At 63.0% G+C, this 25,090-nt stretch carries 29 protein-coding genes and 2 tRNA genes; 11 read left to right on the top strand and 20 right to left on the bottom strand.

Going from position 1 to position 25,090, the window contains the following annotated elements:
* Positions 1–2: 2 nt before the first annotated feature.
* The 11 genes from WH303_RS22855 to uvrB form a co-directional block, all read right to left on the bottom strand.
* Positions 3–77 (bottom strand) — tRNA-Val (locus WH303_RS22855).
* Between the two features lie 39 nt (positions 78–116).
* Positions 117–191 (bottom strand) — tRNA-Val (locus tag WH303_RS22850).
* A 58-nt stretch (positions 192–249) separates the two neighbouring features.
* On the bottom strand, positions 250–966 hold the full coding sequence (gene dnaQ / locus WH303_RS22845; RefSeq protein ID WP_339521219.1) for a DNA polymerase III subunit epsilon: 717 nt from the start codon (positions 964–966) through the stop codon (positions 250–252).
* 71 nt (positions 967–1,037) lie between these two features.
* Positions 1,038–1,376 (bottom strand): ISC system 2Fe-2S type ferredoxin, encoded by a 339-nt coding sequence (fdx, locus tag WH303_RS22840; protein WP_021025845.1) that lies wholly within the window; start codon positions 1,374–1,376, stop codon positions 1,038–1,040.
* Positions 1,377–1,405: 29 nt separating this feature from the next.
* Positions 1,406–3,271 (bottom strand): Fe-S protein assembly chaperone HscA, encoded by a 1,866-nt coding sequence (hscA, locus tag WH303_RS22835; protein WP_339521218.1) that lies wholly within the window; start codon positions 3,269–3,271, stop codon positions 1,406–1,408.
* A gap of 126 nt (positions 3,272–3,397) precedes the next feature.
* Positions 3,398–3,916, bottom strand: a complete 519-nt coding sequence (hscB, locus tag WH303_RS22830) for a Fe-S protein assembly co-chaperone HscB (protein ID WP_339521251.1) — start codon at positions 3,914–3,916, stop codon at positions 3,398–3,400.
* Between the two features lie 115 nt (positions 3,917–4,031).
* Entirely contained in the window at positions 4,032–4,355 is a 324-nt protein-coding gene (gene iscA, locus WH303_RS22825) for an iron-sulfur cluster assembly protein IscA (RefSeq protein ID WP_021025848.1), read from the bottom strand.
* A 6-nt stretch (positions 4,356–4,361) separates the two neighbouring features.
* Positions 4,362–4,760 (bottom strand): Fe-S cluster assembly scaffold IscU, encoded by a 399-nt coding sequence (iscU, locus tag WH303_RS22820; RefSeq protein ID WP_133856012.1) that lies wholly within the window; start codon positions 4,758–4,760, stop codon positions 4,362–4,364.
* Positions 4,761–4,795: 35 nt separating this feature from the next.
* Positions 4,796–6,016, bottom strand: coding sequence for an IscS subfamily cysteine desulfurase (locus WH303_RS22815; protein ID WP_021025850.1), 1,221 nt, complete (start codon positions 6,014–6,016; stop codon positions 4,796–4,798).
* A gap of 152 nt (positions 6,017–6,168) precedes the next feature.
* Positions 6,169–6,705: a Fe-S cluster assembly transcriptional regulator IscR gene (iscR, locus tag WH303_RS22810; protein WP_021025851.1), complete on the bottom strand. Its 537-nt coding sequence runs from the start codon at positions 6,703–6,705 to the stop codon at positions 6,169–6,171.
* Positions 6,706–6,924: 219 nt separating this feature from the next.
* The gene (gene uvrB, locus WH303_RS22805; protein ID WP_339521217.1) at positions 6,925–9,018 is read right to left on the bottom strand and encodes an excinuclease ABC subunit UvrB; all 2,094 of its coding nucleotides are present in this window, start codon (positions 9,016–9,018) and stop codon (positions 6,925–6,927) included.
* Between the two features lie 144 nt (positions 9,019–9,162).
* On the opposite strand from uvrB, the gene WH303_RS22800 reads away from it, so the two are divergent.
* The 4 genes from WH303_RS22800 to WH303_RS22785 all read left to right on the top strand — a co-directional run bounded on the left by WH303_RS22800 (position 9,163) and on the right by WH303_RS22785 (position 12,225).
* On the top strand, positions 9,163–10,362 hold the full coding sequence (locus WH303_RS22800; RefSeq protein WP_021025853.1) for an amino acid aminotransferase: 1,200 nt from the start codon (positions 9,163–9,165) through the stop codon (positions 10,360–10,362).
* 269 nt (positions 10,363–10,631) lie between these two features.
* Positions 10,632–10,877 (top strand): GlsB/YeaQ/YmgE family stress response membrane protein, encoded by a 246-nt coding sequence (locus tag WH303_RS22795; protein WP_021025854.1) that lies wholly within the window; start codon positions 10,632–10,634, stop codon positions 10,875–10,877.
* 79 nt (positions 10,878–10,956) lie between these two features.
* Positions 10,957–11,508: a hypothetical protein gene (locus tag WH303_RS22790; protein WP_021025855.1), complete on the top strand. Its 552-nt coding sequence runs from the start codon at positions 10,957–10,959 to the stop codon at positions 11,506–11,508.
* A gap of 114 nt (positions 11,509–11,622) precedes the next feature.
* Positions 11,623–12,225 carry an isochorismatase family protein gene (locus WH303_RS22785; protein ID WP_339521216.1) on the top strand — a complete coding sequence of 201 codons (603 nt, stop codon included), beginning with the start codon at positions 11,623–11,625 and terminating at the stop codon, positions 12,223–12,225.
* 223 nt (positions 12,226–12,448) lie between these two features.
* Here the strand turns inward: WH303_RS22785 and WH303_RS22780 are convergent, their stop codons facing one another.
* Positions 12,449–13,087, bottom strand: coding sequence for a C40 family peptidase (locus WH303_RS22780; RefSeq protein WP_021025857.1), 639 nt, complete (start codon positions 13,085–13,087; stop codon positions 12,449–12,451).
* A gap of 499 nt (positions 13,088–13,586) precedes the next feature.
* On the opposite strand from WH303_RS22780, the gene WH303_RS22775 reads away from it, so the two are divergent.
* From WH303_RS22775 to WH303_RS22760, 4 genes are read left to right on the top strand one after another with little or no spacing between them, the layout of a single operon-like run.
* The gene (locus tag WH303_RS22775; protein WP_339521215.1) at positions 13,587–14,030 is read left to right on the top strand and encodes a GFA family protein; all 444 of its coding nucleotides are present in this window, start codon (positions 13,587–13,589) and stop codon (positions 14,028–14,030) included.
* Positions 14,027–14,470, top strand: coding sequence for a hypothetical protein (locus WH303_RS22770; protein ID WP_339521214.1), 444 nt, complete (start codon positions 14,027–14,029; stop codon positions 14,468–14,470). The genes WH303_RS22775 and WH303_RS22770 overlap by 4 nt, the downstream gene beginning before the upstream one ends.
* Positions 14,464–14,970, top strand: coding sequence for a DUF523 domain-containing protein (locus WH303_RS22765; RefSeq protein ID WP_339521213.1), 507 nt, complete (start codon positions 14,464–14,466; stop codon positions 14,968–14,970). Before WH303_RS22770 ends, WH303_RS22765 begins: the two co-directional genes overlap by 7 nt.
* A complete protein-coding gene (locus WH303_RS22760; RefSeq protein ID WP_339521212.1) occupies positions 14,960–15,643 on the top strand; it encodes a DUF1294 domain-containing protein in 684 nt (227 codons plus the stop codon). The genes WH303_RS22765 and WH303_RS22760 overlap by 11 nt, the downstream gene beginning before the upstream one ends.
* A 13-nt stretch (positions 15,644–15,656) precedes the next feature.
* Here the strand turns inward: WH303_RS22760 and mnmH are convergent, their stop codons facing one another.
* From mnmH to WH303_RS22730, 6 genes are all read right to left on the bottom strand, one after another.
* Positions 15,657–16,709: a tRNA 2-selenouridine(34) synthase MnmH gene (gene mnmH / locus WH303_RS22755; protein ID WP_339521211.1), complete on the bottom strand. Its 1,053-nt coding sequence runs from the start codon at positions 16,707–16,709 to the stop codon at positions 15,657–15,659.
* Between the two features lie 342 nt (positions 16,710–17,051).
* Complete coding sequence (locus WH303_RS22750; RefSeq protein ID WP_027010647.1) at positions 17,052–17,582, bottom strand: GNAT family N-acetyltransferase; 531 nt, start codon at positions 17,580–17,582, stop codon at positions 17,052–17,054.
* Positions 17,575–18,195 carry a helix-turn-helix domain-containing protein gene (locus WH303_RS22745; RefSeq protein ID WP_339521210.1) on the bottom strand — a complete coding sequence of 207 codons (621 nt, stop codon included), beginning with the start codon at positions 18,193–18,195 and terminating at the stop codon, positions 17,575–17,577. Before WH303_RS22745 ends, WH303_RS22750 begins: the two co-directional genes overlap by 8 nt.
* A gap of 108 nt (positions 18,196–18,303) precedes the next feature.
* A complete protein-coding gene (locus WH303_RS22740; RefSeq protein WP_339521209.1) occupies positions 18,304–19,050 on the bottom strand; it encodes an aldolase in 747 nt (248 codons plus the stop codon).
* A gap of 163 nt (positions 19,051–19,213) precedes the next feature.
* Positions 19,214–19,852 carry a 3-oxoacid CoA-transferase subunit B gene (locus tag WH303_RS22735; protein WP_021025866.1) on the bottom strand — a complete coding sequence of 213 codons (639 nt, stop codon included), beginning with the start codon at positions 19,850–19,852 and terminating at the stop codon, positions 19,214–19,216.
* Between the two features lie 10 nt (positions 19,853–19,862).
* Positions 19,863–20,564 carry a CoA transferase subunit A gene (locus tag WH303_RS22730; protein ID WP_021025867.1) on the bottom strand — a complete coding sequence of 234 codons (702 nt, stop codon included), beginning with the start codon at positions 20,562–20,564 and terminating at the stop codon, positions 19,863–19,865.
* Positions 20,565–20,655: 91 nt separating this feature from the next.
* Between WH303_RS22730 and WH303_RS22725 the strand changes: the two genes are divergently transcribed.
* Entirely contained in the window at positions 20,656–21,246 is a 591-nt protein-coding gene (locus WH303_RS22725; protein ID WP_339521208.1) for a PAS and helix-turn-helix domain-containing protein, read from the top strand.
* Between the two features lie 42 nt (positions 21,247–21,288).
* Here the strand turns inward: WH303_RS22725 and WH303_RS22720 are convergent, their stop codons facing one another.
* A complete protein-coding gene (locus WH303_RS22720; protein ID WP_312988304.1) occupies positions 21,289–22,569 on the bottom strand; it encodes an NAD(P)/FAD-dependent oxidoreductase in 1,281 nt (426 codons plus the stop codon).
* Positions 22,570–22,686: 117 nt separating this feature from the next.
* On the opposite strand from WH303_RS22720, the gene WH303_RS22715 reads away from it, so the two are divergent.
* Positions 22,687–23,376, top strand: a complete 690-nt coding sequence (locus tag WH303_RS22715) for a DUF4336 domain-containing protein (RefSeq protein WP_339521207.1) — start codon at positions 22,687–22,689, stop codon at positions 23,374–23,376.
* 12 nt (positions 23,377–23,388) lie between these two features.
* Here WH303_RS22715 and WH303_RS22710 read toward each other — a convergent pair whose 3' ends face one another.
* Entirely contained in the window at positions 23,389–23,814 is a 426-nt protein-coding gene (locus tag WH303_RS22710) for an Lrp/AsnC family transcriptional regulator (RefSeq protein WP_133856181.1), read from the bottom strand.
* Positions 23,815–23,977: 163 nt separating this feature from the next.
* Between WH303_RS22710 and WH303_RS22705 the strand changes: the two genes are divergently transcribed.
* On the top strand, positions 23,978–25,090 hold a 1,113-nt coding region (locus tag WH303_RS22705), incomplete at its 3' end, for an ornithine cyclodeaminase (protein WP_339521206.1).

Raw genomic sequence — 25,090 nt, 5'->3', positions numbered from 1 at the left:
GGTGGTGGGTGATACATGGATCGAACATGTGACCCCTGCCGTGTGAAGGCAGTGCTCTACCGCTGAGCTAATCACCCCAAGCATGCCCCAAGGGACATACCGCAACGACGATGGATTGGTGGGTGATACATGGATCGAACATGTGACCCCTGCCGTGTGAAGGCAGTGCTCTACCGCTGAGCTAATCACCCAAAATCTCTCGCCGTCAAGCTCTCTATTATGACAGCAAATATTTGCTGGCTGTGAAAATTAGGCCAATTTTCTCCAAATAGTTTTGCCGCCACTGGATTTGTCCAGCTGCGCCAGCACCTCGTCGTGGGCGGCCAGCTCCGCGTCCGACGGCTGGATCACCGGCAGATCGAACTGCGCAAAATCCACTTTCTTGACCACCATCGCCGCGTTGGACTTGCTGTTCGACGCCATGCTGTCGGACGACAGCAGCTGCTCCTGGCCGCGCGTCATGTTGATGTAGACGTCAGCGAGCAGCTCGGCATCGAGCAAGGCGCCGTGCAGGTCGCGGCCGGAATTGTCCACTTCCAGGCGGTCGCACAGCGCATCGAGCGAGTTGCGCTTGCCCGGGAACAGGTCGCGCGCCATCAAGAGCGAATCCAGCACCCCGCTCACCATGCTGACCAGAGGCGGCATGCCCACCCGTTCGAACTCCTTGTTCAGGAAGCCCATGTCGAATGGCGCATTGTGGATGATCAGCTCAGCGCCTTCGAGGTAGGCGCGGATCTCTTCGGCTTTCTCGTGGAAACGCGGCTTGTCGGCCAGAAACTCGCTGGTGATACCGTGCACGCGCAGCGCGTCTTCATGGCTTTCCCGGTCGGCATTGAAGTACAGATGCAGGTTATTGCCGGTGAGCTTGCGGTTGAGCAGCTCGACGCAGCCGAGCTCAATGACACGGTCACCATCGACGACTGACAGACCCGTGGTTTCCGTATCCAGAACAATTTGGCGCGACATCTACAGCTTCCTCGACTCAAAACACCGATTGTAAAAGCCGCTCGCACCCGCGCGCCCGGCCCGGCCCACGCTCAGTGGTTTTCCTTGGCGTGGTTGATCGAGTACTTGGGGATCTCCACGGTCACATCCTCGCGCGCCAAAATGGCCTGGCAGGACAGGCGCGACTGCGGCTCCAGGCCCCAGGCGCGGTCGAGCAGATCGTCCTCTTCCTCCTCGGAAGGGTCCATGGAGTCGAAACCCTGGCGCACGATCACGTGGCAGGTGGTGCAGGCCCGGCTCATGTCGCAGGCGTGTTCGATGTTGATGCCATTGTCCAGCAGCGCCTCGCAGATCGACGTTCCGGTGGGCGCCTTGATCTCGGCGCCTTGGGGACAGTATTCGGCATGGGGCAGGATTTTGATGATAGGCATGGGAATGTGGTTCTTCTTGCTGTAGTCGGTTAAATGGATTGCACGTTCTTGCCAGCCAGGGCCTGGCGGATGCCACGGTTCATGCGCTCGGCGGCAAAGGCCTCGGTGCCCTTGGCCAGCGCATCGGTGCTGGCCTCGATCTCGGCGGCACTCTCGCTGCTGGACAGGGCCCGGCGCAGCTGGTCCATCAGCGCGTCGACCTGGCTGCGCTCGGCGTCAGTCAGCAGGTCGCCATCGGCATCGAGCGCGCTTTGGGTGGCAATCAGCAGGCGGTCGCCATCCACGCGCGCTTCGACCAGCGCACGGGCCTGCATATCGGCCTGGGCGGTGCTGAAGCTGTCGCGCAGCATATGGGCAATCTGGTCGTCCGAGAGGCCGTACGAGGGCTTCACATCGATATGCGCCTCCACCCCGCTCACCAGCTCTTGCGCGCCCACGCTCAGCAGGCCATCGGCATCTATGGTGAAGGACACGCGGATGCGTGCAGCGCCCGCGGCCATTGGCGGGATGCCCCGCAGTTCAAAGCGCGCCAGGCTGCGGCAATCAGCGACCAGATCGCGCTCGCCCTGCACCACGTGGATGGCCAAGGCCGTCTGGCCGTCTTTGTAGGTGGTGAAGTCCTGGCCGCGTGCGGTCGGAATGGTTTCGTTGCGGCTGACAATGCGCTCGACCAGGCCGCCCATGGTCTCGATGCCCAGCGACAGCGGGATCACATCGAGCAGCAGCAGGTCGCCATTGGTGTCGTTGCCGGCGAGCTGGTTGGCCTGGATGGCCGCACCCAGGGCCACCACCTCGTCGGGGTTCAGGTTGGTCAGCGGGGGCTTGCCAAAGAAGTTGCCGACTGCAGTCTGCACCTGGGGCATGCGCGTCGAGCCGCCCACCATCACCACGCCTTGCACCTCGTCCTTGGCCAGCTGGGCATCAGCCAGCGCGCGGCGCACGGCCGTCAGGGTGCGGGCCGTCAAGGCCTGCGTGGCCGCATCAAAATCGGCCCGGCTCAGCGGCAGCGCAATATCCTGGCCCGACAGCTGCGCGGAGAACATCACCTGGTCGGCGTCGGTCAGCGCCTCTTTGGCGGCCTTGGCGGCCAGGCGCAATACCGCCTTGTCCTGCGCGCTCTGCACCGTGCCGCCGGTTTTCTCCAGCACCCACTGGCCCAGTGCCGCGTCATAGTCGTCACCGCCCAGCGCCGAGTCACCGCCGGTGGCGATGACTTCAAACACACCGCGCGTCAGGCGCAGCACGGAAATATCAAAGGTGCCGCCGCCCAGGTCGTAAACGGCGTAGATGCCTTCGGACGCATTATCGAGGCCATAGGCAATCGCCGCAGCGGTGGGCTCGTTGATCAGGCGCAGCAGCTTGATGCCGGCCAACTGCGCCGCATCCTTGGTGGCCTGGCGCTGCGCATCGTCAAAGTAGGCTGGCACGGTGATCACCGCGCCATACAGGTCATTGTCGAAGGTGTCTTCTGCGCGGTAGCGCAAGGTGGCCAGAATCTCGGCGCTGATCTCCACCGGGGTCTTGAGACCGGCTACGGTCTCGATGGCCACCATGCCACTATCCTCGGGCTGCAGCAGCGCATAGGCCAGCTGCTCGGGCGCATGGATATCGTCCAGGTTGCGGCCCATCAGGCGCTTGGCCGAGGCAATGGTGTTGGCGGCATCCACGCCGGGATGGGCGAGCGCCGCATAGCCGATATCGCGCTTGCCATTGGCGTGGTAATGCACCACCGATGGCAGCAGCACCCGGCCTTCGTCATCCGGCAGGCATTCGGCCACCCCGTTGCGCACGGCAGCGACCAGCGAGTGCGTGGTGCCCAGATCAATGCCCACCGCAATACGGCGCTGGTGCGGATCAGGAGATTGGCCAGGTTCTGAAATTTGGAGCAGTGCCATGGATGCGATCTATCTTGTGTTCTCTTGCCTGCGGCCCGCGCGGGCGCGCGGAGGCAGCGGTCTCAATGGGGGTGTCGCCAAGGCATGCTGTGCGGCCTGGTGGGCCGCCCTGCCTTGGTCAAAAGCCTATTGTCCCAGTTGCTCGCGGCGGCGGTCGATGTCGCCGCTAAATCGCGCAACAAACATGAGGGCTCTCACCTGCTGGGCCGCTTGCACATAGTCGCGCTCCACATCCAGCAGCTGCTGGCAGCGCGCCAGCATCGTGCGGCGCGCGCTGGCGACCTGGTCATCCAAGGCATCAACGTCGGTCTGGCTCTGCGCGTCTTCCAGCGCCTCGCGCCACTCCATCTGCTCCATCAGAAAAGCAGTAGGCATGGCGGTGTTGTCCTCGGCGCGGATGGGCGCGTCATGCATCTCGCACAGGTAGGCGGCGCGCTTGAGTGGGTCCTTCAAGCGCTGGTAGGCCTCATTGATGCGCACCGACCACTGCATGGCCACGCGCTGGGCGGCAGCCCCTTGCGACGCAAAGCGGTCCGGATGGGCCTGCTTTTGCAAGGCCTTCCAGCGCTCAGCCAATTGCTGGGCATCTTGCGCAAACTGCACAGGCACGGCGAACAGTTCAAAATCGTTGGATTGCAGATTCATCATGAAAAAACCGCCTGGCAAAAGCACAGGCGGTTTGCAGTTTTGGCATCAGCGATGCCGACAAACAAGGCCGGATCGGCCTATGAAGGCCAACCGGGCGCCTGAACCTGAGGCCTCAGATTCTGAAGCTCTCGCCACAACCGCAGCGATCACGCTCGTTGGGATTGTGGAACTTGAAGCCCTCGTTGAGGCCTTCGCGCACAAAGTCCAGCTCGGTGCCGTCGATGTAGGCCATGCTTTTGGGATCGACCAGCACCTTGACGCCATGGTCTTCAAACACCACGTCCTCAGGCGCTGCCTCATCCACGTACTCGAGCTTGTAGGCCAGGCCCGAGCAGCCGGTGGTCTTCACGCCCAGGCGCACACCCACGCCATGGCCGCGACGCGACAGGTAGCGGTTGATGTGGCGCGCAGCCGACTCAGAAAGCGTGACAGCCATGGCGCTTTAAGCCTCCGCCTTGGCGCTGTGCTTGGCCTTGTAGTCGTTGACTGCCGCCTTGATCGCGTCTTCAGCCAGGATCGAGCAGTGGATCTTCACCGGTGGCAGCGCCAGCTCTTCAGCGATCTGCGCGTTCTTCAGTGCAGCGGCTTCGTCCAGGGTCTTGCCCTTGACCCATTCGGTCACCAGCGACGACGAGGCAATCGCCGAGCCGCAGCCGTAGGTCTTGAAGCGTGCGTCTTCGATCACGCCGGTGTCGGCATTGACCTTGATCTGCAGCTTCATCACGTCGCCGCAAGCCGGAGCGCCGACCATGCCGGTGCCCACCGATTCATCACCCTTGTCGAACGAGCCCACGTTGCGGGGGTTCTCGTAATGATCAATCACTTTGTCGGAATATGCCATCTTGGTACCTCTTTACAGTTAGCGGCTGCGCCGGATTAGTGGGCAGCCCACTGGATGGTGCTCAGATCAACACCGTCTTTGTACATTTCCCACAGGGGGCTCAACTCGCGCAGCTTGGTCACGTTTTCACGGATCGAAGCCACGGCGTAGTCGATGTCTTCATTCGTCGTGAAGCGGCCAAACGTCATGCGCAGACTGCTGTGGGCGAGCTCATCGCTGCGGCCCAGCGCGCGCAGCACATAGCTGGGCTCCAGGCTGGCGGAGGTGCAGGCCGAACCCGAGGACACGGCCAGGCCCTTGATGCCCATGATCAGCGATTCGCCTTCGACGAAGTTGAAGCTGATGTTCAGGTTGTGCGGCACGCGGTGGTTCAGGTCACCGTTGACGAACACTTGTTCGATGTCCATCAGACCGTCCAGCATGCGCTGCTGCAGCGCCTTGGCATGGGCGTAGTCCTTGGCCATGTCTTCCTTGGCGATGCGGAAAGCCTCGCCCATACCGACGATCTGGTGCGTCGCCAGGGTGCCCGAACGCATGCCGCGTTCATGGCCACCGCCGTGCATCTGCGCTTCGATGCGCACACGGGGCTTGCGGCGCACGTACAGCGCGCCAATGCCCTTGGGACCATAGGTCTTGTGCGAGGCCAGGCTCATCAGGTCGACCTTCAGCGCGGTCACATCGATCTCGACCTTGCCGGTGGCCTGGGCCGCATCGACGTGGAAAATGATGCCCTTTTCGCGGCAGATGTTCCCGATGGTGTCGATGTCCTGGATCACGCCGGTTTCGTTGTTCACGAACATGACGCTGACCAGGATGGTGTCGGGGCGGATCGCCGCCTTGAACACGTCCAGATCCAGCAGACCATCTTCCTTGACGTCCAGGTAGGTGACCTCAAAGCCTTCACGCTCCAGCGCACGCATCGTGTCCAGCACGGCCTTGTGCTCGGTCTTGACGGTGATCAGGTGCTTGCCCTTGCCCTTGTAGAACTGCGCAGCGCCCTTGAGCGCCAGGTTGTCCGACTCGGTGGCACCGCTGGTCCAGACGATTTCACGCGGATCGGCATTGATCAGCGCGGCGACTTGCGCACGGGCCTTTTCAACCGCCTCTTCCGCCGTCCAGCCCCAGGCATGGCTGCGCGATGCAGGGTTGCCGTAGTTCTCGGACAACCAGGGAATCATCGCTTCAACCACGCGGGGGTCCACGGGCGTGGTGGCGCCGTAATCAAGGTAAATAGGGAAGTGTGGGGTCGTGTCCATATCTGGCTCTACTGGCGCGTGCTGGTGGGCACCCGCAAAAACTCAAAACGCAATCATCGAATGAACTTGCCGCACCCGGTTCAGGGCGTAACAAGGCCTCCCGGCACTGCGAAGAGCACCGGGGGATGCGGCGACCAGCGCCGCATCAACAATCAGGATTTGGCAAACACATTGCCCAGTGCAAACACCGAGTTCGGTGCGGTGACACGGATGGGCTTGACAACCGGCGTGGTCGAGATAGCGCGGCGCACGATGGGCTTGTCTTCGATCTGGATACCCTTGGCCAGTTGGTCATCGACCAGCTTTTGCAAGGTGACGGAATCGAGAAACTCCACCATGCGCTGGTTCAGCGATGCCCAGAGTTCGTGCGTCATGCAGCGACCGGCCTCACCCATGCAGTTTTCCTTGCCGCCACACTGCGTGGCGTCAATAGGTTCATCTACCGAGACAATGATGTCGGCAACTGTGATCTCAGCGGCCTTGCGGGCCAGGGTGTAGCCGCCACCGGGGCCGCGGGTGGACTCCACCAGTTCATGGCGGCGCAGCTTGCCAAACAGCTGCTCCAGATACGACAGCGAGATCTGCTGACGCTGGCTGATCGCAGCCAAAGTTACCGGGCCATTGTTCTGGCGCAAAGCCAGATCAATCATTGCAGTCACTGCAAATCGGCCTTTGGTGGTGAGACGCATAATCGTTCCTTAGAGGTCAGGCTTGATAACCATAGACGCCCAATGCAAGCAAGCCACCCGCAATGACATCGTCGTAGCCTGTCGCTCCACCCTGCATGCAGGGTAGGTCCCATTCATCGATAGGCTTTTTTCTTGTTGTTGAGTAATTTGTGTCAGTATAGCACAATGCCCCCTGAATTCGCTCGGGTAAGCAAAGATTACTTACAGAAACTGACATCCCTAGAGGCTGCGGGTATTCCCTGCCTCTGGAGAGGCCCCACCAAAAGCCCTTTGTTTCAATATGGTTAATTGGTCGCGCGCCTGGGCTGCGGCCTCGAATTCGAGGTTGCGCGCCGCCTCCAGCATCTGCTTTTCCAGGCGCTTGATTTCCTTGGCAATCTCTTTCTCGGACATGTCCTCGACCTGGGCGCGGCTCATCGCCACCTGCTGGGCGCGGTCCATGTCGTCGCTGGCCTTGGTGCTGTAGACGCCATCGATCAAATCACGCACTTGCTTGACAATGCTGCGCGGCACGATGCCATGCTCCGCATTGAAGGCCATCTGCTTCTCGCGGCGGCGGCTGGTCTCGTCCATCGCCTTGCGCATCGAGTCGGTGATGCGATCGGCATACAAAATCGCCTTGCCATTCATGTTCCGTGCCGCACGGCCAATGGTCTGGATCAGGCTGCGCTCGGCACGCAGAAAGCCTTCCTTGTCGGCGTCCAGGATGGCCACCAGCGAGACCTCGGGGATATCGAGGCCTTCGCGCAGCAGGTTGATGCCCACCAGCACATCAAAGGTGCCCAGGCGCAGATCGCGGATGATCTCGACGCGCTCGACGGTCTCCACATCGGAGTGCAGGTAGCGCACCTTCACGCCGTTGTCGGTCAGGTACTCGGTCAGCTGCTCGGCCATGCGCTTGGTCAGCGTGGTAATCAGCACCCGCTCCTGCACCTTCACCCGGGCATGGATTTCCTGCAGCACATCGTCGACCTGGTGGGTCGCAGGGCGCACTTCCACCTCGGGATCGACCAGGCCGGTGGGCCGCACCACCTGCTCGACGATCTTGCCCGCATGGGTCTTCTCGTACTCGGCCGGCGTGGCCGAGACAAACACCACCTGGCGCATGCGCTGCTCGAACTCGCCAAACTTGAGCGGGCGGTTGTCCAAGGCGCTGGGCAGGCGAAAGCCATACTCGACCAGGGTGGTCTTGCGCGCCTTGTCGCCGTTGTACATGGCATTGAGCTGGCCGATCATCTGGTGGCTCTCGTCGAGAAACATCAGCGCGTCCTTGGGCATGTAGTCCGTCATCGTTGGCGGCGGATCGCCCGGCGCCGCGCCCGAGAGGTGGCGGCTGTAGTTCTCAATACCCTTGCAGTGCCCCACCTCGGTCAGCATCTCCAGGTCGAACCGGGTGCGCTGCTCCAGGCGCTGGGCTTCCACCAGCTTGCCCTCGCCCACCAGCTGCTTGAGGCGCAGCGCCAGCTCTTCCTTGATGGTCTCGACGGCCACCAGCACCTGGTCGCGCGGGGTCACATAGTGGCTGCTGGGGTAGATGGTGAAGCGCGGCACTTTCTGGCGCACGCGGCCGGTGAGCGGGTCAAACAGCTGCAGGCTCTCGACCTCGTCGTCAAACAGCTCGATACGCACCGCCATCTCGCTGTGCTCGGACGGAAACACATCGATGGTGTCGCCCCGCACGCGGAAGGTACCGCGCGAGAAATCTGCATCATTGCGCTTGTACTGCATGCGCACCAGCTGGCCAATCGCATCGCGCTGGCTCAGCTCATCGCCCACACGCAGGATGAAACGCATCTTGGTATAGGACTCGGGCGAGCCGATGCCGTAGATGGCCGAGACGGTGGCCACGACGATGGTGTCGCGGCGCTCGAGCACGCTCTTGGTGGCCGACAGCCGCATCTGCTCGATGTGCTCGTTGATGGCGCTGTCCTTTTCGATGAACAGGTCGCGCTGGGGTACATAGGCCTCGGGCTGGTAGTAGTCGTAGTAGCTGACGAAGTACTCCACCGCGTTCTTCGGAAAGAACTCGCGGAACTCGCTGTACAGCTGCGCGGCCAGCGTCTTGTTGGGCGCAAACACGATGGCCGGGCGCCCGGTGCGCGCGATCACATTGGCCATCGTGAAGGTCTTGCCCGAGCCCGTGACGCCCAGCAGGGTCTGAAAGGCCTCACCGTCATCAATGCCTTCCACCAGCGCATCGATGGCCGCCGGCTGGTCGCCCGCAGGCGGATACGGCTGGAACAAGGTGAAGGGCGAGCCCGGATATTGGATGAATTCCCCCTCACGGGGTGCCTCTGGAGTGACTTCGTGCATAGGTCGGGTATGCCACGCGCGAGCGGGCGTCGCTAGAATACGGGGTTAACCCCAAAGCGTACTGCAAAATTGCGGTGGAGGCGATGGCCTCTTGTTTGGCATTTGGGGGTACAAAGCCAGATTTCTACCTACCAAGGACTACACATGTCTCTTTTCTCTTCCGTCGAAATGGCCCCACGCGACCCCATCCTGGGTCTCAATGAGCAGTATGCCGCCGACACCAACCCGCAAAAAGTGAACCTGGGCGTGGGTGTGTATTTCGACGACAACGGCAAGCTGCCGCTGCTGCAGTGCGTGCAGGCCGCAGAGAAAGCCATGATGGACAAGCCCACGCCCCGTGGCTACCTGCCTATCGACGGTATCGCTGCCTATGACAACGCCGTCAAGGCCCTGGTGTTCGGCGCGGATTCCGAAGTCGTGGCTTCCGGCCGCGTGGCCACCGTGCAAGCCGTGGGCGGCACGGGCGGCCTGAAGATTGGTGCGGACTTCCTCAAGCGCCTGAACCCCCAAGCCAAGGTGCTGATCTCGGACCCCAGCTGGGAAAACCACCGCGCGATCTTCCAGAACGCCGGTTTTGAAGTGGCCAGCTACCGCTACTACGACGCAGCCAACCGCGCCATCGATTTCGACGGCATGATCGCCGACCTGAACGCAGCCGCCGCTGGCACCGTGGTGGTGCTGCACGCCTGCTGCCACAACCCCACCGGCTACGACATCAGCGCCGCCCAGTGGGACAAGGTCATCGAAGTCGTCAAGGCCAAGAACCTGGTCGCCTTCCTGGACATGGCCTACCAAGGCTTTGGCCACGGCATCGCCGAAGACGGCGCCGTGATCGGCAAGTTCATCGCTGCGGGACTGAACATTTTTGTGTCCACCTCGTTCTCCAAGAGCTTCTCGCTCTACGGTGAGCGCGTGGGCGCGCTGTCCGTGGTTGCCACCGACAAGGAAGAAGCCAGCCGCGTGCTGAGCCAGCTCAAGGTCGTCATCCGCACCAACTACTCCAACCCACCGACCCATGGTGGTGCCGTGGTAGCCGCCGTGCTGAACAACCCCGAGCTGCGCGCGCTGTGGGAAAAGGAACTGGGCGAGATGCGCGTGCGCATCAAGGAAATGCGCCAGAAGCTGGTGGACGGCCTCAAGGCCGCTGGCGTGAAGCAAGACATGGGCTTCATCACCACCCAGATTGGCATGTTCTCATACTCGGGCCTGAGCAAGGACCAGATGGTGCGCCTGCGCTCCGAGTTCGGCGTGTACGGCACGGACACCGGCCGCATGTGCGTGGCTGCGCTCAACAGCAAGAACATCGAGCACGTCTGCGCATCGATCGCCAAGGTCGTCGCTTAATTCTCTGACCGCCTTCCGGACTGGGCCCTTCGCGGCCCGGCCCGGCCCGGCCAGGTCCGGCCAAAAGCAGCCCGCGCCGGCAACGGCACCGGCTGCTTTTTTCATACGCATGACAGCGCCAGTTCACCGTTGTTTATGACGTAAAGCCGCAGGATTTGAAGCCTTCTCCTACAAACAGCCTTAAAGTGCCTTGGTACGCTTCAGGGCGTATTGGCCAGGGCCGCCTCAACCCGAGGCACTGGCGTTCGCAGCTCAACGGAGAACCACGCATGTCCATCATTGGAACCATTTTCATCGGCCTGATTGTTGGCCTCATTGCACGCGCCATCAAGCCCGGGGACGACAAGATGGGCTGGATCATGACCATCCTGCTGGGCATTGCCGGCTCGCTGCTGGCCACCTACGCCGGCGTGGCGATGGGCTGGTACCAGGAAGGCCAGGCAGCAGGATGGATCGCCTCCATCGTCGGCGCCATCATCTTGCTGGTGCTCTACGGCCTGGTCCGCAAGCGCTAAGCACCCGGCAGCCTGCGCCAGTCGGGGCCACCCGCTGCCGCAGGTTTTTTTCCGCTTTTGACCTCACTTCCTGACCCCCATGAAACTTGGACGCAAGCCCCGCCCTCTCTCCGCACTGCAACTGGCCGCCCAGACCGGCAACCCTGCGCTGCTGGAGGCGGTTGAGCAGTCCCAAAAGCTGCTGCACCGCAAAGCCCTGATGGCCGCCCTGGCCAGCGCCACGCCGGTGCCCGGGCTCGACATGGCGGTGGATGCCGCCTTGCTGTCGCGGCTGATTCCGCAAATCAGCAATTACTTTGGCCTGAGCGACGAGCAGATTGCCCGCCTGACCCCTGCCAAGCGCGCCAAGGTGCAAAACACCGTCAACATGCTCGGCGGCGTGCTGGTGGGCAAGCTGATCACCAAGGATGTGATCATGCGCGGCGCCAAGGCGCTGGGCATGCGCCTGACGGTGCAGCAGGCCAGCAAATATGTGCCGATTGCCGGCCAGGCGGTATCGGCCGCCCTGGGCTACGCCACCTTGCGCTACCTGGGCGAGCAGCACCTGCGCGACTGCGTGCGCGTGGCGCATGAAGCGGGGATTGTGCTGCCGGTGGTCTATGCGCCTGCGCTGGACCAGGACAAGCGCTAAATCTGCGCCAGGCTGGCTCGGTGCTGCGCCGCGCGCCAGTGCATTTCTCCCTCCCCTCCCACGCCTGCGCCACGCCGCCACAGCAGCCGCTCGCCGCCACAGGTAAAATGCCGCATGCTTATAGATTTTGAAGAATCCCAGCTGGTGCTGGTTGACTACCAGGAAAAACTGATGCCCGCCATTTTTGATGGCGCGCAGGTGTTGAAGAACGCCACCCTGCTGGCCCAGGTAGCCCAGCAGCTGAAGGTGCCCGTGTTTGGTACCGAGCAAAACCCCAGCAAGCTCGGCCCCAATGCGGCGCAGCTGCGCGGCCTGTGCAACAAGACCTTGGCCAAGATGTTCTTCAGCGCCGTGCCAGAGGGCCTGAACGAATGGCTGCGCCCTCCCGCCAAACCCCAGGGCGGCAATGCCCGCAGCCTGCCCAAGCACCTGCAAAAACCGCAGCAAGCCGCGCCTGAGCGCAACAGCATCATCATTGCCGGCTGCGAGGCCCATGTCTGCCTGCTGCAAACCGCGCTGGAGTTGCTCGAAGACGAGTTCGATGTCTGCGTGGTCACCGATGCCTGCAGCAGCCGCACCGAGCGCAACCGCGATGCCGCCTTTGACCGCCTGGCCGGCGCCGGCGCCGAGCTGGTCACCACCGAGATGGTCATCTTCGAATGGCTGCGCAGTTGCGAGCACGAAGACTTCCGCGAAATCTTGCAGATGGTCAAGTAAGACCTTGCTGGATCCTGTCCAGCCAGTCGCCCACCCAGGCTGTCCCAGAGACAGCCTTTTTTTCGCCGGTACTTCGTGCCGTTTCTATATATAGAGGGGTGCAGGACTGAGGCCCTCCCCCCCCCCACGACGCAGACCAGCCAACCGCACCGCGCAGGCCACAAAAAAGCTTCCCGAAGGAAGCTTGGTTCGTTTGCAGCGCCTGCTGCAGATGACTTGGCGCTCAGTTCACGCGCATATTGGCTTTGGACATCACGCGGCCGATCAGGTCCTGCGCTTCCGCACCATCGAGGTTGACCTGCTGCATCAGCTTGGTGCGCGCCTCGTCGCTCAGCTCCACACGGCGGGCGCCGTCAAAGCGCTTTTCCCAGTAGGCAATATCCATGCTCTCGACCCGAACGGTCTTGCCGGTGCGGGGTGAGTGGATGAACTTGCCATCCCCCATATAGATCCCCACATGGCTGAAAGCCCGGCGCATGGTGTTGAAGAACACCAGATCACCGGGCTTGAGCTCCGCTTTTTCAATCTTGTCGGTCGCAGCCGCCTGCTCTTCTGCGCGGCGCGGCAGGATCTTGCCCCAGCTCTCCGCATACACAGCGCGTACCAGACCACTGCAGTCAAAACCCGTCTCTGCGCTGTTACCGCCACGGCGGTAAGGCACACCAATGAGGCTCAGCGCATTGCTGATCAGCACATTGGCCTGGTCCTTGACCTGGTGATGCACCGAATCGAGCTTGGACAGACTGCTTTGGCCAATGCCCAGCAGCAAATCCAGATCGGATGGCTTGTGTTCGCTCTCGGGTGCGGCATGTGCGCTGACAGACGCGGCGACGATGAGGGTGCAAATCCATTTCGGTGACATAGCGGGCGACTTTAGCACGGTTTATTTTGAAGACAATTCATAAATATGTAACAAAATCCAAACCAGTTATTCCCCAAATTACCGGGGTTTTCCCGTGGAATTTTGTGAAATTATGCATGAGCTTTGGCTTAACTACTCCATAACCAATTGTTTTTATTGATTTTCCGCAATTCATCAAGCTTTCACACAGAACCCTTGGTTGTTTCTATATGCAACCATAGTTACTACGCCGGAGACTGTAAAGATATTCCTACAGGCCTGCCTGCTCAGCGCCCGCTTTCGCTTGTTGACAGTTATGCAAGACTCATGCCACCCAGGCGCACACGGGGGAGCTGTGATGCAGTACAGCGACAGCTCCCCTCGCCCACTTCCTTCCAGGTCCTGCCCATGCTCATCCACGGCACATGCCATTGCCAGGCGGTTCGCTTTACCGCCTTGATCGACCCCAGCTAGGGATGCTCTGCAAAACCCTCGCCAAGCGGGATGGGCGCGGATCGGGATGAGCCGCAAGGCGTCTTTTGCAGTCAATAGCGAGCTATTGACAACGAAGACAACGCAGCGGATCGCCCGAGCCCGCGTTCAGACCACGGCAGGGAGTTTTGCAGAGGATCCCTGGGTCAGCGTATACCATTGCAGCGACTGCCAGGTGCTCTCGGGCGCACCGATGCGGGCGATTGCCAAAGCCGCGATCACCGATTTCTCGCTGCAAGGCGCCGTACAGACCTATACCAAGACCGCGCAAAGCGGCCAGCGCCGCGACCAGGCCTTCTGCCCGGTTTGCGCAACGCCGCTGTATGGCTGCGCCGCACAGAACCCGGAGTTCGTGGTCATCCGCCTGGGCTGCGTGGAAGAGCGCGCGCAGCTGCCGCCGCAGCGGCAGATCTGGACCGCATCAGCGATGCCCTGGCTGGCTGATTGCGTGGCGCCATCCGGGGCTGCATGATCGCTGCAGATCTGCTGCAGGCCGCAGCCTGGGTCTGCGACAATCGCCAAATGCCTCGCCAGTTTGAATTTGCCGACTCTGAAATCAGCCGCATCCACCCCACTGCGGAAGGCTGCAGCATCGAATGCTCAGCCGCGCTGATCAGCGAGCGCCAGGGGAGCGAGACCCAGCGCCGCTACAGCAATGGCCTACGCCTGGTGCTGACCCCCTGCCCGCCCAAACTCGCACACGAAACGCAAGCCTTTGGCTTGCTGGCCGGCGGCTGGCTGCAGCTGGGCCAGCAACGGCTCAGCACGCTGCCAGTGCCCAGCGATTACCAGGCAGAGGCGCTCAGCCTGCAGCTGCAATTTGCCAATGGTCTGCAATTGCAGCTGAGCGGCAGCAGCCTGCGCTGCGAGGCCAGCGCGCAGGCACAGCAGGTGGAGCTGCTGGCATGCTGAGGCCCGCGCTCCCCAAGGTGCTGGTCAGCGGCTGCCTGCTGGGCCAGCCCGTGCGCTATGACGGCAGCCACAAATGGGCGCAGCATGCGGTGCTTGACCGCTGGCTGGCACAGCAGCAGGTGGTGAGCCTCTGCCCCGAGATGGCGGCTGGCCTGCCCACGCCCCGCTTGCCCGCCGAAATCGTTGGCGGCACCAGCATCGCGGTGCTGCGCCATGCCGCCCAGGTGCGCGACAGCGCGGGCAACGATGTGACCGACGCCTTTGTGCATGGTGCGCACCTGGCGCTGCAACTGGTGCAGCGCCATGGCATCCGCGTGGCGGTGCTCAAGGAGTTCAGCCCGACCTGCGGCTCCAGCCAGATCTATGACGGGCAGTTTGCCGGCCGCACCGTGCCCGGCGAAGGCCTGGCCTGCAGCCTGCTGCGCCAGGCCGGTGTTGCCGTGTTCAGCGAGAACCAATGGGAAGAAGCTGCGGCGCAGCTGGAGGCCTATGCTGCTTGAAGGCACCCTGCAATCCTGGAACGATGAGCGCGGTTTTGGCTTTATCGCCCCCGATGGCGGCGGCCCCCAGGTGTTTGTGCATATCTCCGCCTTCCAAAACCCTGCCGCCCGGCCCCAAGCCCGCCAGCGGCTGAGCTATGTGCTGGACAAGCCCGCAGGCGACAAACCCCGGGCCAGCCGCGCCCGCGTGCTGGGCGCCAGCACACCGGGTGCATCAGCATCGCAGTCACCACATGCCACTCGCCCACGGGCCGCAGCGACGCGCCCTCAGCGCCAGGCTGCCAGCACCGCCAGATCAGGCCCATCCGGCGGCGCAGCCCTGCTGTTCATCCCCGCATTGGCCGCTCTGCTGCTTCTACTGGGCCTGAGCTTTGGCTCCACCTGGCGCGCTGCAGGCTGGTATCTGCTGGCCTCGCTGGTCACCTTTGCTTGGTATGCCTGGGACAAGGCTGCCGCGCAGCAAGGGCATTGGCGCACCCCGGAGAAGCATTTGTGGCTGCTGGGTTTGCTGGGCGGCTGGCCGGGCGCCTTGCTGGCCCAGCGCTGGCTGCGCCACAAATCCAGCAAGCGGGATTTTCTGAAGGTGTTCTGGCTGACGGTGCTGCTCAACCTGGTGGCGCTGTGCCTGCTGTTTTCGCCGCTGGGCCAGCGATTCGGGCTGCCGACGCTCTGATGCCCAATCAGGCCTAAACCGCCAGCTGCCTGATCTGCGCGGCCAACTCGCCAATGCGCGCATCCGACAGGTCATCGGTCGCCAGGCTCTGGCGCGCGGCCCAGTGGGCAAAATTGCGCGCCTGGCTGCGCTCGTAATGCGGGTCGTAGTGCAGGTCCATCAACTCGGCAAACAGCGGCGCGAGCTCGCCTTGCGCTGCCCAGCCTTGCCAGCGGCCCACGACTTCCTTGCTTTGCAGCTCCTTGAGGTAACCGAGCTTGGTGGCCAGCACACCGGCATCGGCACCCAGGTAGGCATAATCGCGCAGCAAATAGGCCAGGCGGGCTTGTGCAGACGCCTGCACCTCGATGACCGGCGCTTGGCGCATATGCTCGACCAGGGCCATCGGCACGGAAATGCGGCCAATCTTGGCGCTTTCGCCTTCGATAAACACCGGGCGCTCCAGATCGAACTGGCCGATCTGCGTGGCCAGCAAGGTCTCAAAGTGCTTCTGGCTCGGCTGCTCCACGCCAGGCAGCTGGCCCAGCAGCGAGCCCTTGTGGCTGGCATAGCCTTCCAGGTCAATCACCTGCGCGCCCTGCTCGGCCAGCGCATGCAGCACCCGGGTCTTGGCGCTGCCGGTAGCGCCGCAGAGCACCTGCAGGCGCAGGCGCGGCACCAGTGACTCCAACCGCTCGATCACATGGCCGCGAAAGCCCTTGTAGCCGCCGGCCAGCTGCTGCGCATCCCAGCCCACCAGGCGCAACCAGGTCACCATCGAGCCGCTGCGCAGGCCACCGCGCCAGCAATAGACCAGCGGCTTCCAGTTCGCGGGCCGGTCATGGAAGGTATCGTGCAGGTGGCGCGCCAGATTGGCGCTGACATAGGCCGCGCCCAGGCGCTTGGCCTCAAAGGGGCTGACCTGCTTGTAGATGGTGCCGATCTGGGCGCGTTCTTCGTTGCTGAGCACCGGGCAGTTGATCGCTCCGGGAATGCGGTCCAGCGCGAATTCGGCAGGGGAGCGGGCGTCGACAATGGTGTCGAACTTGTGGATGTCGCTGATGCGAACAGGCTGGCGATGGGACATAAGGCAGATGCTGGCAGCGAAGTGCCAGTCCAAGGATCAGGGCAAGTGCCGCGGGCAACCCAGAGGTTGCGCGGCCACTGCGCAGAGTGATCGAGCCTCGATACAGCCATCGCAAGCCGGTGCGGTCGATTGACCAGCGCCGGGCCTGCGCTGCGCGAAAAAAGTGATTATCCCATGGCAGCGTGGGCTGCTGTGGGTGGCGCACGGCTAGTGGTGCACGGCCAGTGGCGCACGGCGAGTGGCGCACGGCCAGTGGCGCACGGCTAGTGGCGCACGGCTAGTGGCGCACGGCCAGTGGCGCGCGGCCAGCGGCGCGCGGCCAGCGGCGCGCGGCCAGCGGCCTCAGCCGTCTACCGGATTCGCCGGCGTTTGCAGCAGCAACTGGTACAAGGCGAGGTCCAGCCAACGCCCAAATTTAAAGCCCACCTGGGGCATCAGGCCGACGGACTTGAAACCCAGCCGCTCATGCAAGGCGATCGAGCCGGCGTTGTCCGCATCGATCGCGCCCACCAGTGCATGCACATCCTGCTTGCGCGCCTCGTCGATGATGGCCTCCATCAGCTGCAGGCCCAGGCCCTGGCCGCGCTGGTCGGCGCGTACATAGACTGAATGCTCCATCGTGTACTTGTAGGCCGGATAGGCGCGGAAGGCGCCATAGCTGGCAAAGCCCAACAGCTCGCCGGCGGCATCCTCAACACCAATCACCGGGTAGCCGCCCTTGAGCTTGGCGTCAAACCAGCTACGCATATTGCCCGCATTGCGGGGCTGGTAGTCATACAGCGCCGTGCTGTTGACGATGGCGTCGTTCAGAATCGCCAAAATTGCCGGCGCATGCCGGTCGTGGGTGCAGCGCACCCAGTGTCTCTCAGTCATCCATCTCTCCAGGAAAAACCACAGGCAAGGCCGGCAGGCTATCACCCAGCGCCGCCAGCGCCAGCAAATAGCGGGCGGGCTCGGGGCCGGGGTTGCTAAATACCAGGGTTTGGTCGAGCACCATGGCCAGGCAGTCTCCCGCCTGCAAATGCCAGCTTTGCATGCCCAGGCTCAGGCTCAGCTGCAGCTCGCCTTGCAGCAGCCACAGCTGCTGGTGCAGCGGCTGGCTGCGCAGGCCATTGTCAAAGGCCACGCGCTGGCCGGGCGGGAACACCACCTCCACCATCTCAAACGGCGCAGGAAACCCCACCGGGCTCAGCTGCCGGCGCTCATAGCCGGTCGCAGGGTCGCGCCAGCGCGGCTGGGCAGCTGCGCGCGCCAAGGGCTGCGGCGCCTGTGCCTGGCGGTCATCGGCAAAGAGTGCTGCCAGCGGCACCTGCAAGGCCTGGGCCAGCTTGCCCAGCACTGCGGCGGTGGCACTGGTCTGCCCGCGCTCGATCAAAGAAATCATCGACCGACTGACACCGCTGCGCTGGGCCAGCACCTCCAAGGTGTGGCCACGCTGTTTGCGCAGGGCACGCACCTTGGCAGAGAGCAATTCGTCAACCGTCATACATCCACTTTAACAGAAATTAATTCCTGTATATTGGATTTTCAACATACGCGCACTTCCTGCCGGATGGCAAGCGGCGCGAATCTCAAGAGAAATATGCAGGGAATATCAGGGGATCTGGCGGCGCAGCGCCTCAAAAAACAGCGTCGACTGCAGGCGCTCGCCATTGGCCTGCTCGGCCACGCGCGCAGCCAGCGACGGATCGCAGGGCGCGAGCGGCACACCGGTCGATTGCGCCAGCACCTGGGCCTGGCAGGCGCGCTCCAGGTAGTAGAGGTCGTCAAAGGCATAGTCCATGCGCTCGCCGCAGACGATGATGCCGTGGTTGCCCAAAAAGCTGATGTCCGCGCCCTGCATGGCCTGCGCAATGCGCGCGCCTTCGCTGTCGTCCAGTGCAAAGCCGTTGTACTGCGCATCGATGGCCAGGCGGCCATGGAAGCGCATGGCGTTCTGGCTCAGGGTGGTGTCCAGCGCGCGCTGCGTGGTCAGGGTCAAGGCGGTGGCATAGGGCATATGGGTGTGCAGCACACAGGTCTTGCGTGCAATGCGGTGCACGGCAGCATGGATGAACATCGCGGTCGGCTCAACCACATGGCCGCCAGCGACCACGCTGCCCTGGGCATCGACCATCACCACATCATCCGCATGGATCTCGCTCCACATCAGGCCGCGCGGGTTCAGCAGAAAATGCTGGCCATCGGGCAGCGCCATGCTGAAATGGTTGCACACGCCCTCCCCCAGGCCAAAGTGCGCAGCGGCCCGCAAGGCCAGCGCCATGTCTTCGCGCATGCGCAGCACATCGGGGCGGATAAACAAAGGGTGGGAGAGATCGGCAGGCGCGAAGGGAGCGTTCATGGGGCTGAAGATTCTTTGCAGAGATGTTCGCAGTATGTCGTCTGCGCTCTGGACCGGCAATGGGGAAAGCGACAGCCGCTGCCCGCCCATAAAAAAGCCCGCCATCGGTCGATGGGCGGGCCCGCTCGTGCTGCGCCAGCCCGCAAGGGCTGGGCGGCTGCGCTTACTGGATCAGGCTGACGCCGGTCTTGGACTGCACGTCGTCAAAGCTGACTTCGGGAGCCAGCTCGACCACCTTCAGGCCTTCGGGCACCACATCGAACACACCCAGGTCGGTGATGATGCGGTCCACCACGCCCACGCCGGTCAATGGCAGGGTGCAGTCCTTCAGGATCTTCAGGTCGGTGGTACCGTCCTTCTTCTTGGCTACGTGTTCCATCAGCACGATGACGCGCTTGACGCCGGCGACCAGGTCCATCGCGCCGCCCATGCCCTTGACCATCTTGCCTGGAATCATCCAGTTGGCCAGGTCACCCTTTTCAGACACCTGCATGGCGCCCAGGATGGACAGGTTGATCTTGCCGCCACGGATCATCGCAAAGGACTGGTCCGAGCTGAAGATGGACGAGCCGGCAATCGTCGTCACCGTCTGCTTGCCGGCATTGATCAGGTCGGCGTCGATGGCTTCTTCCGTTGGGAAGGGGCCGATGCCCAGCATGCCGTTTTCCGATTGCAGCCACACTTCCTTGTCACCGGTGTGGTTGGCCACCAGCGTAGGAATGCCGATACCGAGGTTCACATAGAAGCCGTCTTCCAGCTCTTGCGCCGCACGTGCGGCCATTTGGTCTTGGGTCCAAGGCATGACTGGCTCCTTAGTGCTTTTCGGTAATGGTGCGCTTTTCGATGCGCTTCTCGGGAGTGGCGTTGAGCACCAGGCGGTGCACATAGATGCCCGGCAGATGGATCTCGTCGGGCTTCAGGGCACCGACTTCAACAATCTCCTCGACCTCGACGATGCAGACTTTGCCGCAGGTCGCTGCTGCCGGGTTGAAGTTGCGTGCCGTCAGGCGGAACTGCAGGTTGCCGCTCTTGTCCGCGCGCCAGGCCTTGACCAGCGATACGTCCGCGACGATGGAGCGCTCCATCACATAGGTCTCGCCATCAAACTCGCGCAGCTCCTTGCCCTCGGCCACTTGCGTGCCCACACCGGTCTTGGTGAAGAAGGCGGGGATGCCGGCGCCGCCAGCGCGCATCTTCTCGGCCAGGGTGCCCTGGGGGGTGAACTCCAACTCCAGCTCGCCGGCCAGGTACTGGCGCTCGAACTCCTTGTTCTCGCCCACATAGGACGCGATCATCTTCTTGATCTGGCGCGTCTCCAGCAGCTTGCCCAGGCCAAAACCGTCCACACCGGCATTGTTCGATGCCACCGTCAGGTCCTTCACACCGCTGTCGCGCAGCGCTTCGATCAAGGCCTCGGGAATCCCGCAAAGGCCAAAGCCGCCCACGGCCATTAACTGCTTGTCTGCCACCACGCCTTTGAGCGCGTCCGCAGCACTGGGGTAGATCTTATTCACACTTGTCTCCTGATAAGAAGGGCTTGTTTCGCCAATCAAGCATACTACGTATTAGGATACGTAGTATTTCGTAAAGGGGACAATTTTTGCCATGGCAGTGAGACCACTCGACTACCGACAAGCCTTCGAAATGGCGCCTGTGGGCCTGGTGGTGTCCCACCGGCGGGTCATGATCGACTGCAATGAGCAGGTCTGCGACATGTTCCGCACCTCGCGCGAGCTGATGATGGGCCAGTCCTTCCAGATCCTCTACCCCAGTGCCGACGAGTTCGAGCGCCTGGGCCGGCGCATCGCCCCCATCATGGGCGCGCACGGCCTGTACTCGGACAACCGCATCATGAAGCGCGCCAATGGCGAGATGTTCTGGTGCCATGTGATGGGCCGCGCCTTCAACCGCGAGGACCCGCATGAAGGCGGCGTCTGGAGCTTTGAGGACCTGAGCGCGCTGCGCCCGGTGCGTGCCGAGCTCACGGCCCGCGAACGCGAGGTGGCCGCCCATCTGCTCGAAGGCATGACCAGCAAGGAAATTGGCCGGGGCCTGGGCATCAGCCACCGCACGGTCGAGATCTACCGCACCCGGCTGATGCGCAAATACGGCGCCGATTCATCTGCCGAGCTGGTGCAAAAGCTGCTGGCTGGCGGCAGCTCGCTCGATATCGTGCTCGGGCCGGACGATATCTGAACCGGCACAAGAACTTGCTCGGTGCTGCCGAGCAAGGTTCTTTCAGTGCAGCTTCATGCGGCCCGATACGCGTTGCTGCAGCAAACGGGCCAACGCCAGCACCGCCGTCTTGCCGGTGCCCAATATGGCGCGGTGGTGCATCAGGTGCAGGGACATATACATCCACTTGGCAATGAGGCCCTGCACAAAGAAGTTCTTGCCCGAGAGCCCGCCCATCAGATTGCCCACGCCCTTGTTGTCGCCCAGCGAGACCAGCGAGCCAAAGTCCTGGTAGACAAACACTTCGTTGAACGAGCGCTCCTTGAGCGCTGCAAACAGCAGCTTGCACAAATAGCTGCCCTGCTGGTGCGCCGCCTGCGCACGGGCCGGCACGGTCTTGCCTTCGGTCCAGGTGGCAGCGGCGCAGTCACCCATCGCATAGATGCGGCTGGCACTGGTGCGCAGGTGGTCATCGACGACAAACTGGTTGATACGGTTGACCTCCAGCCCCAGGCGGGCATTGCTGTCGGCTGCCTTGATGCCCGCGGCCCAGACGATCAGATCGGCCGGCACCTCGCCGTTGGAGGTGATCACCTGGCCCTGCGCCAGCGACTGCACGCGCGTGCCGGTCATCACCCGCACGCCCTTGCGCTCCAGCGCCACACGGGCCTGCTCCGAGATGCGCGGAGGCAGCCCGCCCAGAATGCGCTCGCCGCCTTCGATCAGGCTGATATCGAGCCTAAAGCGCTGGCTGTCCGACAGGCTCTCGAGCAGCATCTGGTGCGCTTCAATTAGCTCGGCCGACAGCTCCACGCCGGTGGCACCGGCGCCCACAATGGCAACGCCCAGTGAACGCGGCTCGGCATAGGAGGCATGGGCACAGGCACCGAGCCAGTCGGCATGGAAGCGCTGCGCATCACGCACGCTCTCGAGCAAATAGGCATGTTCGATACCCGGGGTGCCAAAAGAATTGGAGCCGCTGCCCATCGCCAGCACCAAATGCTGGTAACTGATGACGCGCTCGGGCACCACCTGCTTGCCTGCGTCGTTGATCACCGGTGCCAGCACAATGCTTTGCTTGGCGGCATCGAGCCCCATGCATTCGCCCATCGCAAAACTGAAATGGTTGCGGCGCGCCAGCACGGTGTAGGACAGGCCTTCCTGGTGCGCATCGAGCGTGCCAGCCGCCACTTCGTGCAAGGTGGGCTTCCAGATGTGGAAAGGCATCTTGTCCACCAGCAAGACGCGCTCGCGCCCTTCGCGCGCGCCCAGTTTGCGCCCCAGTTGTGCGGCCAGTTCCAGTCCACCTGCACCGCCGCCCACAATCACCACGTCATAGTGCATGTACGATTCCTCAAAAGATGGCTGCCATTGTTGACCATTGCCAGATTTTCTGCACCTGCGCGCCCGGATTCACAATGAAAATCCAAGGCATTCCCCTCCACTGCAACCAGGCCCACCATGCTTGAACGGATCACCGACGACCTCTGGAGCGCCACCCAACAGATCAGCGTACACGGCCTGCCGGTGCGCACGCGCATGACCGTGGTACGCCTGCCCGGTGGCGCGCTGTGGCTGCATTCGCCCATTGCGCCCACGCCAGCGCTGCGCGCAGCGCTGGATGCACTTGGCGATGTGCGCTGGATCGTGGCGCCCAACCGCATGCACCACCTGTTTGCCGGTGCATGGCAGGCGCATTACCCGCTGGCAGCGCTGTGGGGGGCGCCGGGCCTCGCGGCCAAGCGCCCGGACCTGCCCCAGCTGCAAAGCCTGAACCAGGCATTGCCCGCAGCCTGGCAGCCCGCTTTGCAGATGCAGGCGTTTGCGGGCCTGCCCATCCTGAATGAATGCGTCTGGCTGCACCAGCCCAGCGCCAGCCTGGTCGTGACCGATGTGCTGCAGTACTACCCACAGGATTTGTCGCTGTCGGCGCGCCTCTTCAACAGCCTCAATGGCACGCGCAGCCGCCTGGCCATGCCGCGCGCGCTGCGCTTTGCGATCCGGGACCGGGCCGCTGCCAGCGCAGCCGCTGCCCACATCTGCGCCTGGCCGGTGCAGCGCCTGGTACTGGCCCATGATGCGCTCATCACTGAAGACGCTCAGCAGCAACTGCAGCAGGCGCTGGCATTTTTGCTGAGCGACAAGCCCTGAGCAGAAGATCGCTCAGGACACCCGAAAACTCTCCAGGTGGATGCTGGTCTCGCTGTTGCTGATGCCCTTGATCAGCCGAATGCGTTCGAGCACCTGGGACAGCGCCTCCAGGCTGGCCACCTGCAGCTCGGCGAGCAGATCCCAGCGGCCATTGGTGCTGTGCAGCGCGGCGACGCCGGGCTCGCCGAGCAAGGACGCCATCACGCGCCGCGTGTCATTGCCGGTGATCTCGATGCTCATCCAGGCGCGCAGCACATCGGGCTGCACATCGGGGCGCAGGCGCACGCTGTAGCCCACGATCAGGCCGTCTCGCTCCAGGCGGTCCATGCGGTTGGTGACGGTGCCGCGCGACACCCCCAGCTTGCCCGCCAAGGTGGCCACGCTCTCGCGCGCATTCTGGCGCAGCAGGCTGATCAAGGCTTGGTCAATATTATCGATATGCACAATGCAGCCTGACTAATTGCTCTAAATCCTGTCATTTTCTACCATTTTTCGCACTTTGCTTTATGGCCACTTGGACAGACACTGGTTGCAGACGCTGCGGCACCGCCTTGGGGCTTGCGCAGCGGGCAGCGATAACGACAAACCAGGAGCCATCACCATGACAACCCACCCAGGCCAAGTTGACTTTCTCAGCACCGATGCCGCTGCCGCGCTGGTGCAGCGTGTGGGCTTGACCGAACTGCTGCGCGGCTTGGTCAGCGCGCTGGAGCAGGATTTCTCGCGCTGGCAGGATTTTGACAAGACTGCGCGCCTGGCCCAGCACACCCCAGACGGTGTGATGGAGTTGATGCCAGTGGCCGATGCCAGCCACTTCGCGTTCAAGTATGTCAATGGCCACCCCAAGAACCCGCAACTGGGCATTCCGTCGATCATGGCCTTTGGCGCGCTGATGCGGGCCGACACCGGCGCGCCCATCCTGCTGAGCGAACTGACCTTGACGACCGCCTTGCGCACCGCCGCCACCTCGGTGATGGCCGCCAAGCTGCTGGCGCGGCGCAGCAGCCGAACCATGGCGCTGATCGGCAATGGCTCGCAGAGCGAATTCCAGGCGCTGGCCTTTGTAGGCCTGCTGGGCATCCAGTGCCTGCGCCTGTTTGACATTGACCCTGCCGCCACCGACAAGCTCATCCACAACCTCAGGACGCAAATCCCCGGCGTGCAGCTGCAGCGCTGCAAGAGCGCGGCCGAGGCGGTGCAAGGGGCCGACATCGTCACCACGGTCACGGCCGACAAGGCCAATGCGACCATCGTCAGCCGTGCGATGGTGCAGCCCGGCATGCATCTGAATGCGGTGGGGGGCGACTGCCCCGGCAAGACCGAGCTCGATGCCGCGATCCTGCCCGACGCCAAGGTCTTCGTTGAATTTGCGCCGCAAAGCCGTATCGAAGGCGAGATCCAGCATATGCCCGAGGACTTTGCCGTGACCGAGCTGTGGCAGGTGCTGCGCGGCGAGCAAGCGGGTCGCCAGCACGAGGACGAAATAACAGTGTTCGACTCGGTCGGCTTTGCGCTGGAGGACTACACCGCCCTGCGCTATATGCATGCGCTGGCCCGCGAGCACCAGCTGTTGCAACCGCTGGCACTGCTGCCACAATTGCGCAATCCCAAAAACCTGTTTGAGCTGCTGCTGCCGCCCACCCGCCCCAGTCAGGCGCCCGCCGTGGCCGCTGCCGCCGGCGGCCCGGGTGGGGAGGGGGACGGCCGCCCCATT

This window comes from Comamonas sp. MYb69 (assembly GCF_037479315.1).
Classification (GTDB): Bacteria; Pseudomonadota; Gammaproteobacteria; order Burkholderiales; family Burkholderiaceae_C; genus Comamonas.
This window is presented reverse-complemented; position numbering and strand designations above follow the sequence as displayed.

Excerpts from the sequence above, each read along its gene's own strand:
- WH303_RS22745 (WP_339521210.1), bottom strand. The coding sequence starts at position 18,195 with ATGACGGTTGACGAATTGCTCTCTGCCAAGGTGCGTGCCCTGCGCAAA.
- mnmH (WP_339521211.1), bottom strand. The coding sequence starts at position 16,709 with ATGTCCCATCGCCAGCCTGTTCGCATCAGCGACATCCACAAGTTCGAC.
- WH303_RS22760 (WP_339521212.1), top strand. The coding sequence starts at position 14,960 with ATGCTGCTTGAAGGCACCCTGCAATCCTGGAACGATGAGCGCGGTTTT.
- hscA (WP_339521218.1), bottom strand. The coding sequence starts at position 3,271 with ATGGCACTGCTCCAAATTTCAGAACCTGGCCAATCTCCTGATCCGCAC.
- iscR (WP_021025851.1), bottom strand. The coding sequence starts at position 6,705 with ATGCGTCTCACCACCAAAGGCCGATTTGCAGTGACTGCAATGATTGAT.
- WH303_RS22795 (WP_021025854.1), top strand. The coding sequence starts at position 10,632 with ATGTCCATCATTGGAACCATTTTCATCGGCCTGATTGTTGGCCTCATT.
- WH303_RS22785 (WP_339521216.1), top strand. The coding sequence starts at position 11,623 with ATGCTTATAGATTTTGAAGAATCCCAGCTGGTGCTGGTTGACTACCAG.
- uvrB (WP_339521217.1), bottom strand. The coding sequence starts at position 9,018 with ATGCACGAAGTCACTCCAGAGGCACCCCGTGAGGGGGAATTCATCCAA.
- WH303_RS22770 (WP_339521214.1), top strand. The coding sequence starts at position 14,027 with ATGATCGCTGCAGATCTGCTGCAGGCCGCAGCCTGGGTCTGCGACAAT.
- WH303_RS22800 (WP_021025853.1), top strand. The coding sequence starts at position 9,163 with ATGTCTCTTTTCTCTTCCGTCGAAATGGCCCCACGCGACCCCATCCTG.
- iscA (WP_021025848.1), bottom strand. The coding sequence starts at position 4,355 with ATGGCTGTCACGCTTTCTGAGTCGGCTGCGCGCCACATCAACCGCTAC.
- iscU (WP_133856012.1), bottom strand. The coding sequence starts at position 4,760 with ATGGCATATTCCGACAAAGTGATTGATCATTACGAGAACCCCCGCAAC.
- dnaQ (WP_339521219.1), bottom strand. The coding sequence starts at position 966 with ATGTCGCGCCAAATTGTTCTGGATACGGAAACCACGGGTCTGTCAGTC.
- WH303_RS22720 (WP_312988304.1), bottom strand. The coding sequence starts at position 22,569 with ATGCACTATGACGTGGTGATTGTGGGCGGCGGTGCAGGTGGACTGGAA.
- WH303_RS22750 (WP_027010647.1), bottom strand. The coding sequence starts at position 17,582 with ATGACTGAGAGACACTGGGTGCGCTGCACCCACGACCGGCATGCGCCG.
- WH303_RS22715 (WP_339521207.1), top strand. The coding sequence starts at position 22,687 with ATGCTTGAACGGATCACCGACGACCTCTGGAGCGCCACCCAACAGATC.
- WH303_RS22765 (WP_339521213.1), top strand. The coding sequence starts at position 14,464 with ATGCTGAGGCCCGCGCTCCCCAAGGTGCTGGTCAGCGGCTGCCTGCTG.
- WH303_RS22780 (WP_021025857.1), bottom strand. The coding sequence starts at position 13,087 with ATGTCACCGAAATGGATTTGCACCCTCATCGTCGCCGCGTCTGTCAGC.
- WH303_RS22735 (WP_021025866.1), bottom strand. The coding sequence starts at position 19,852 with ATGCCTTGGACCCAAGACCAAATGGCCGCACGTGCGGCGCAAGAGCTG.
- fdx (WP_021025845.1), bottom strand. The coding sequence starts at position 1,376 with ATGCCTATCATCAAAATCCTGCCCCATGCCGAATACTGTCCCCAAGGC.
- WH303_RS22790 (WP_021025855.1), top strand. The coding sequence starts at position 10,957 with ATGAAACTTGGACGCAAGCCCCGCCCTCTCTCCGCACTGCAACTGGCC.
- WH303_RS22725 (WP_339521208.1), top strand. The coding sequence starts at position 20,656 with ATGGCAGTGAGACCACTCGACTACCGACAAGCCTTCGAAATGGCGCCT.
- hscB (WP_339521251.1), bottom strand. The coding sequence starts at position 3,916 with ATGAATCTGCAATCCAACGATTTTGAACTGTTCGCCGTGCCTGTGCAG.
- WH303_RS22740 (WP_339521209.1), bottom strand. The coding sequence starts at position 19,050 with ATGAACGCTCCCTTCGCGCCTGCCGATCTCTCCCACCCTTTGTTTATC.
- WH303_RS22815 (WP_021025850.1), bottom strand. The coding sequence starts at position 6,016 with ATGGACACGACCCCACACTTCCCTATTTACCTTGATTACGGCGCCACC.
- WH303_RS22775 (WP_339521215.1), top strand. The coding sequence starts at position 13,587 with ATGAGCCGCAAGGCGTCTTTTGCAGTCAATAGCGAGCTATTGACAACG.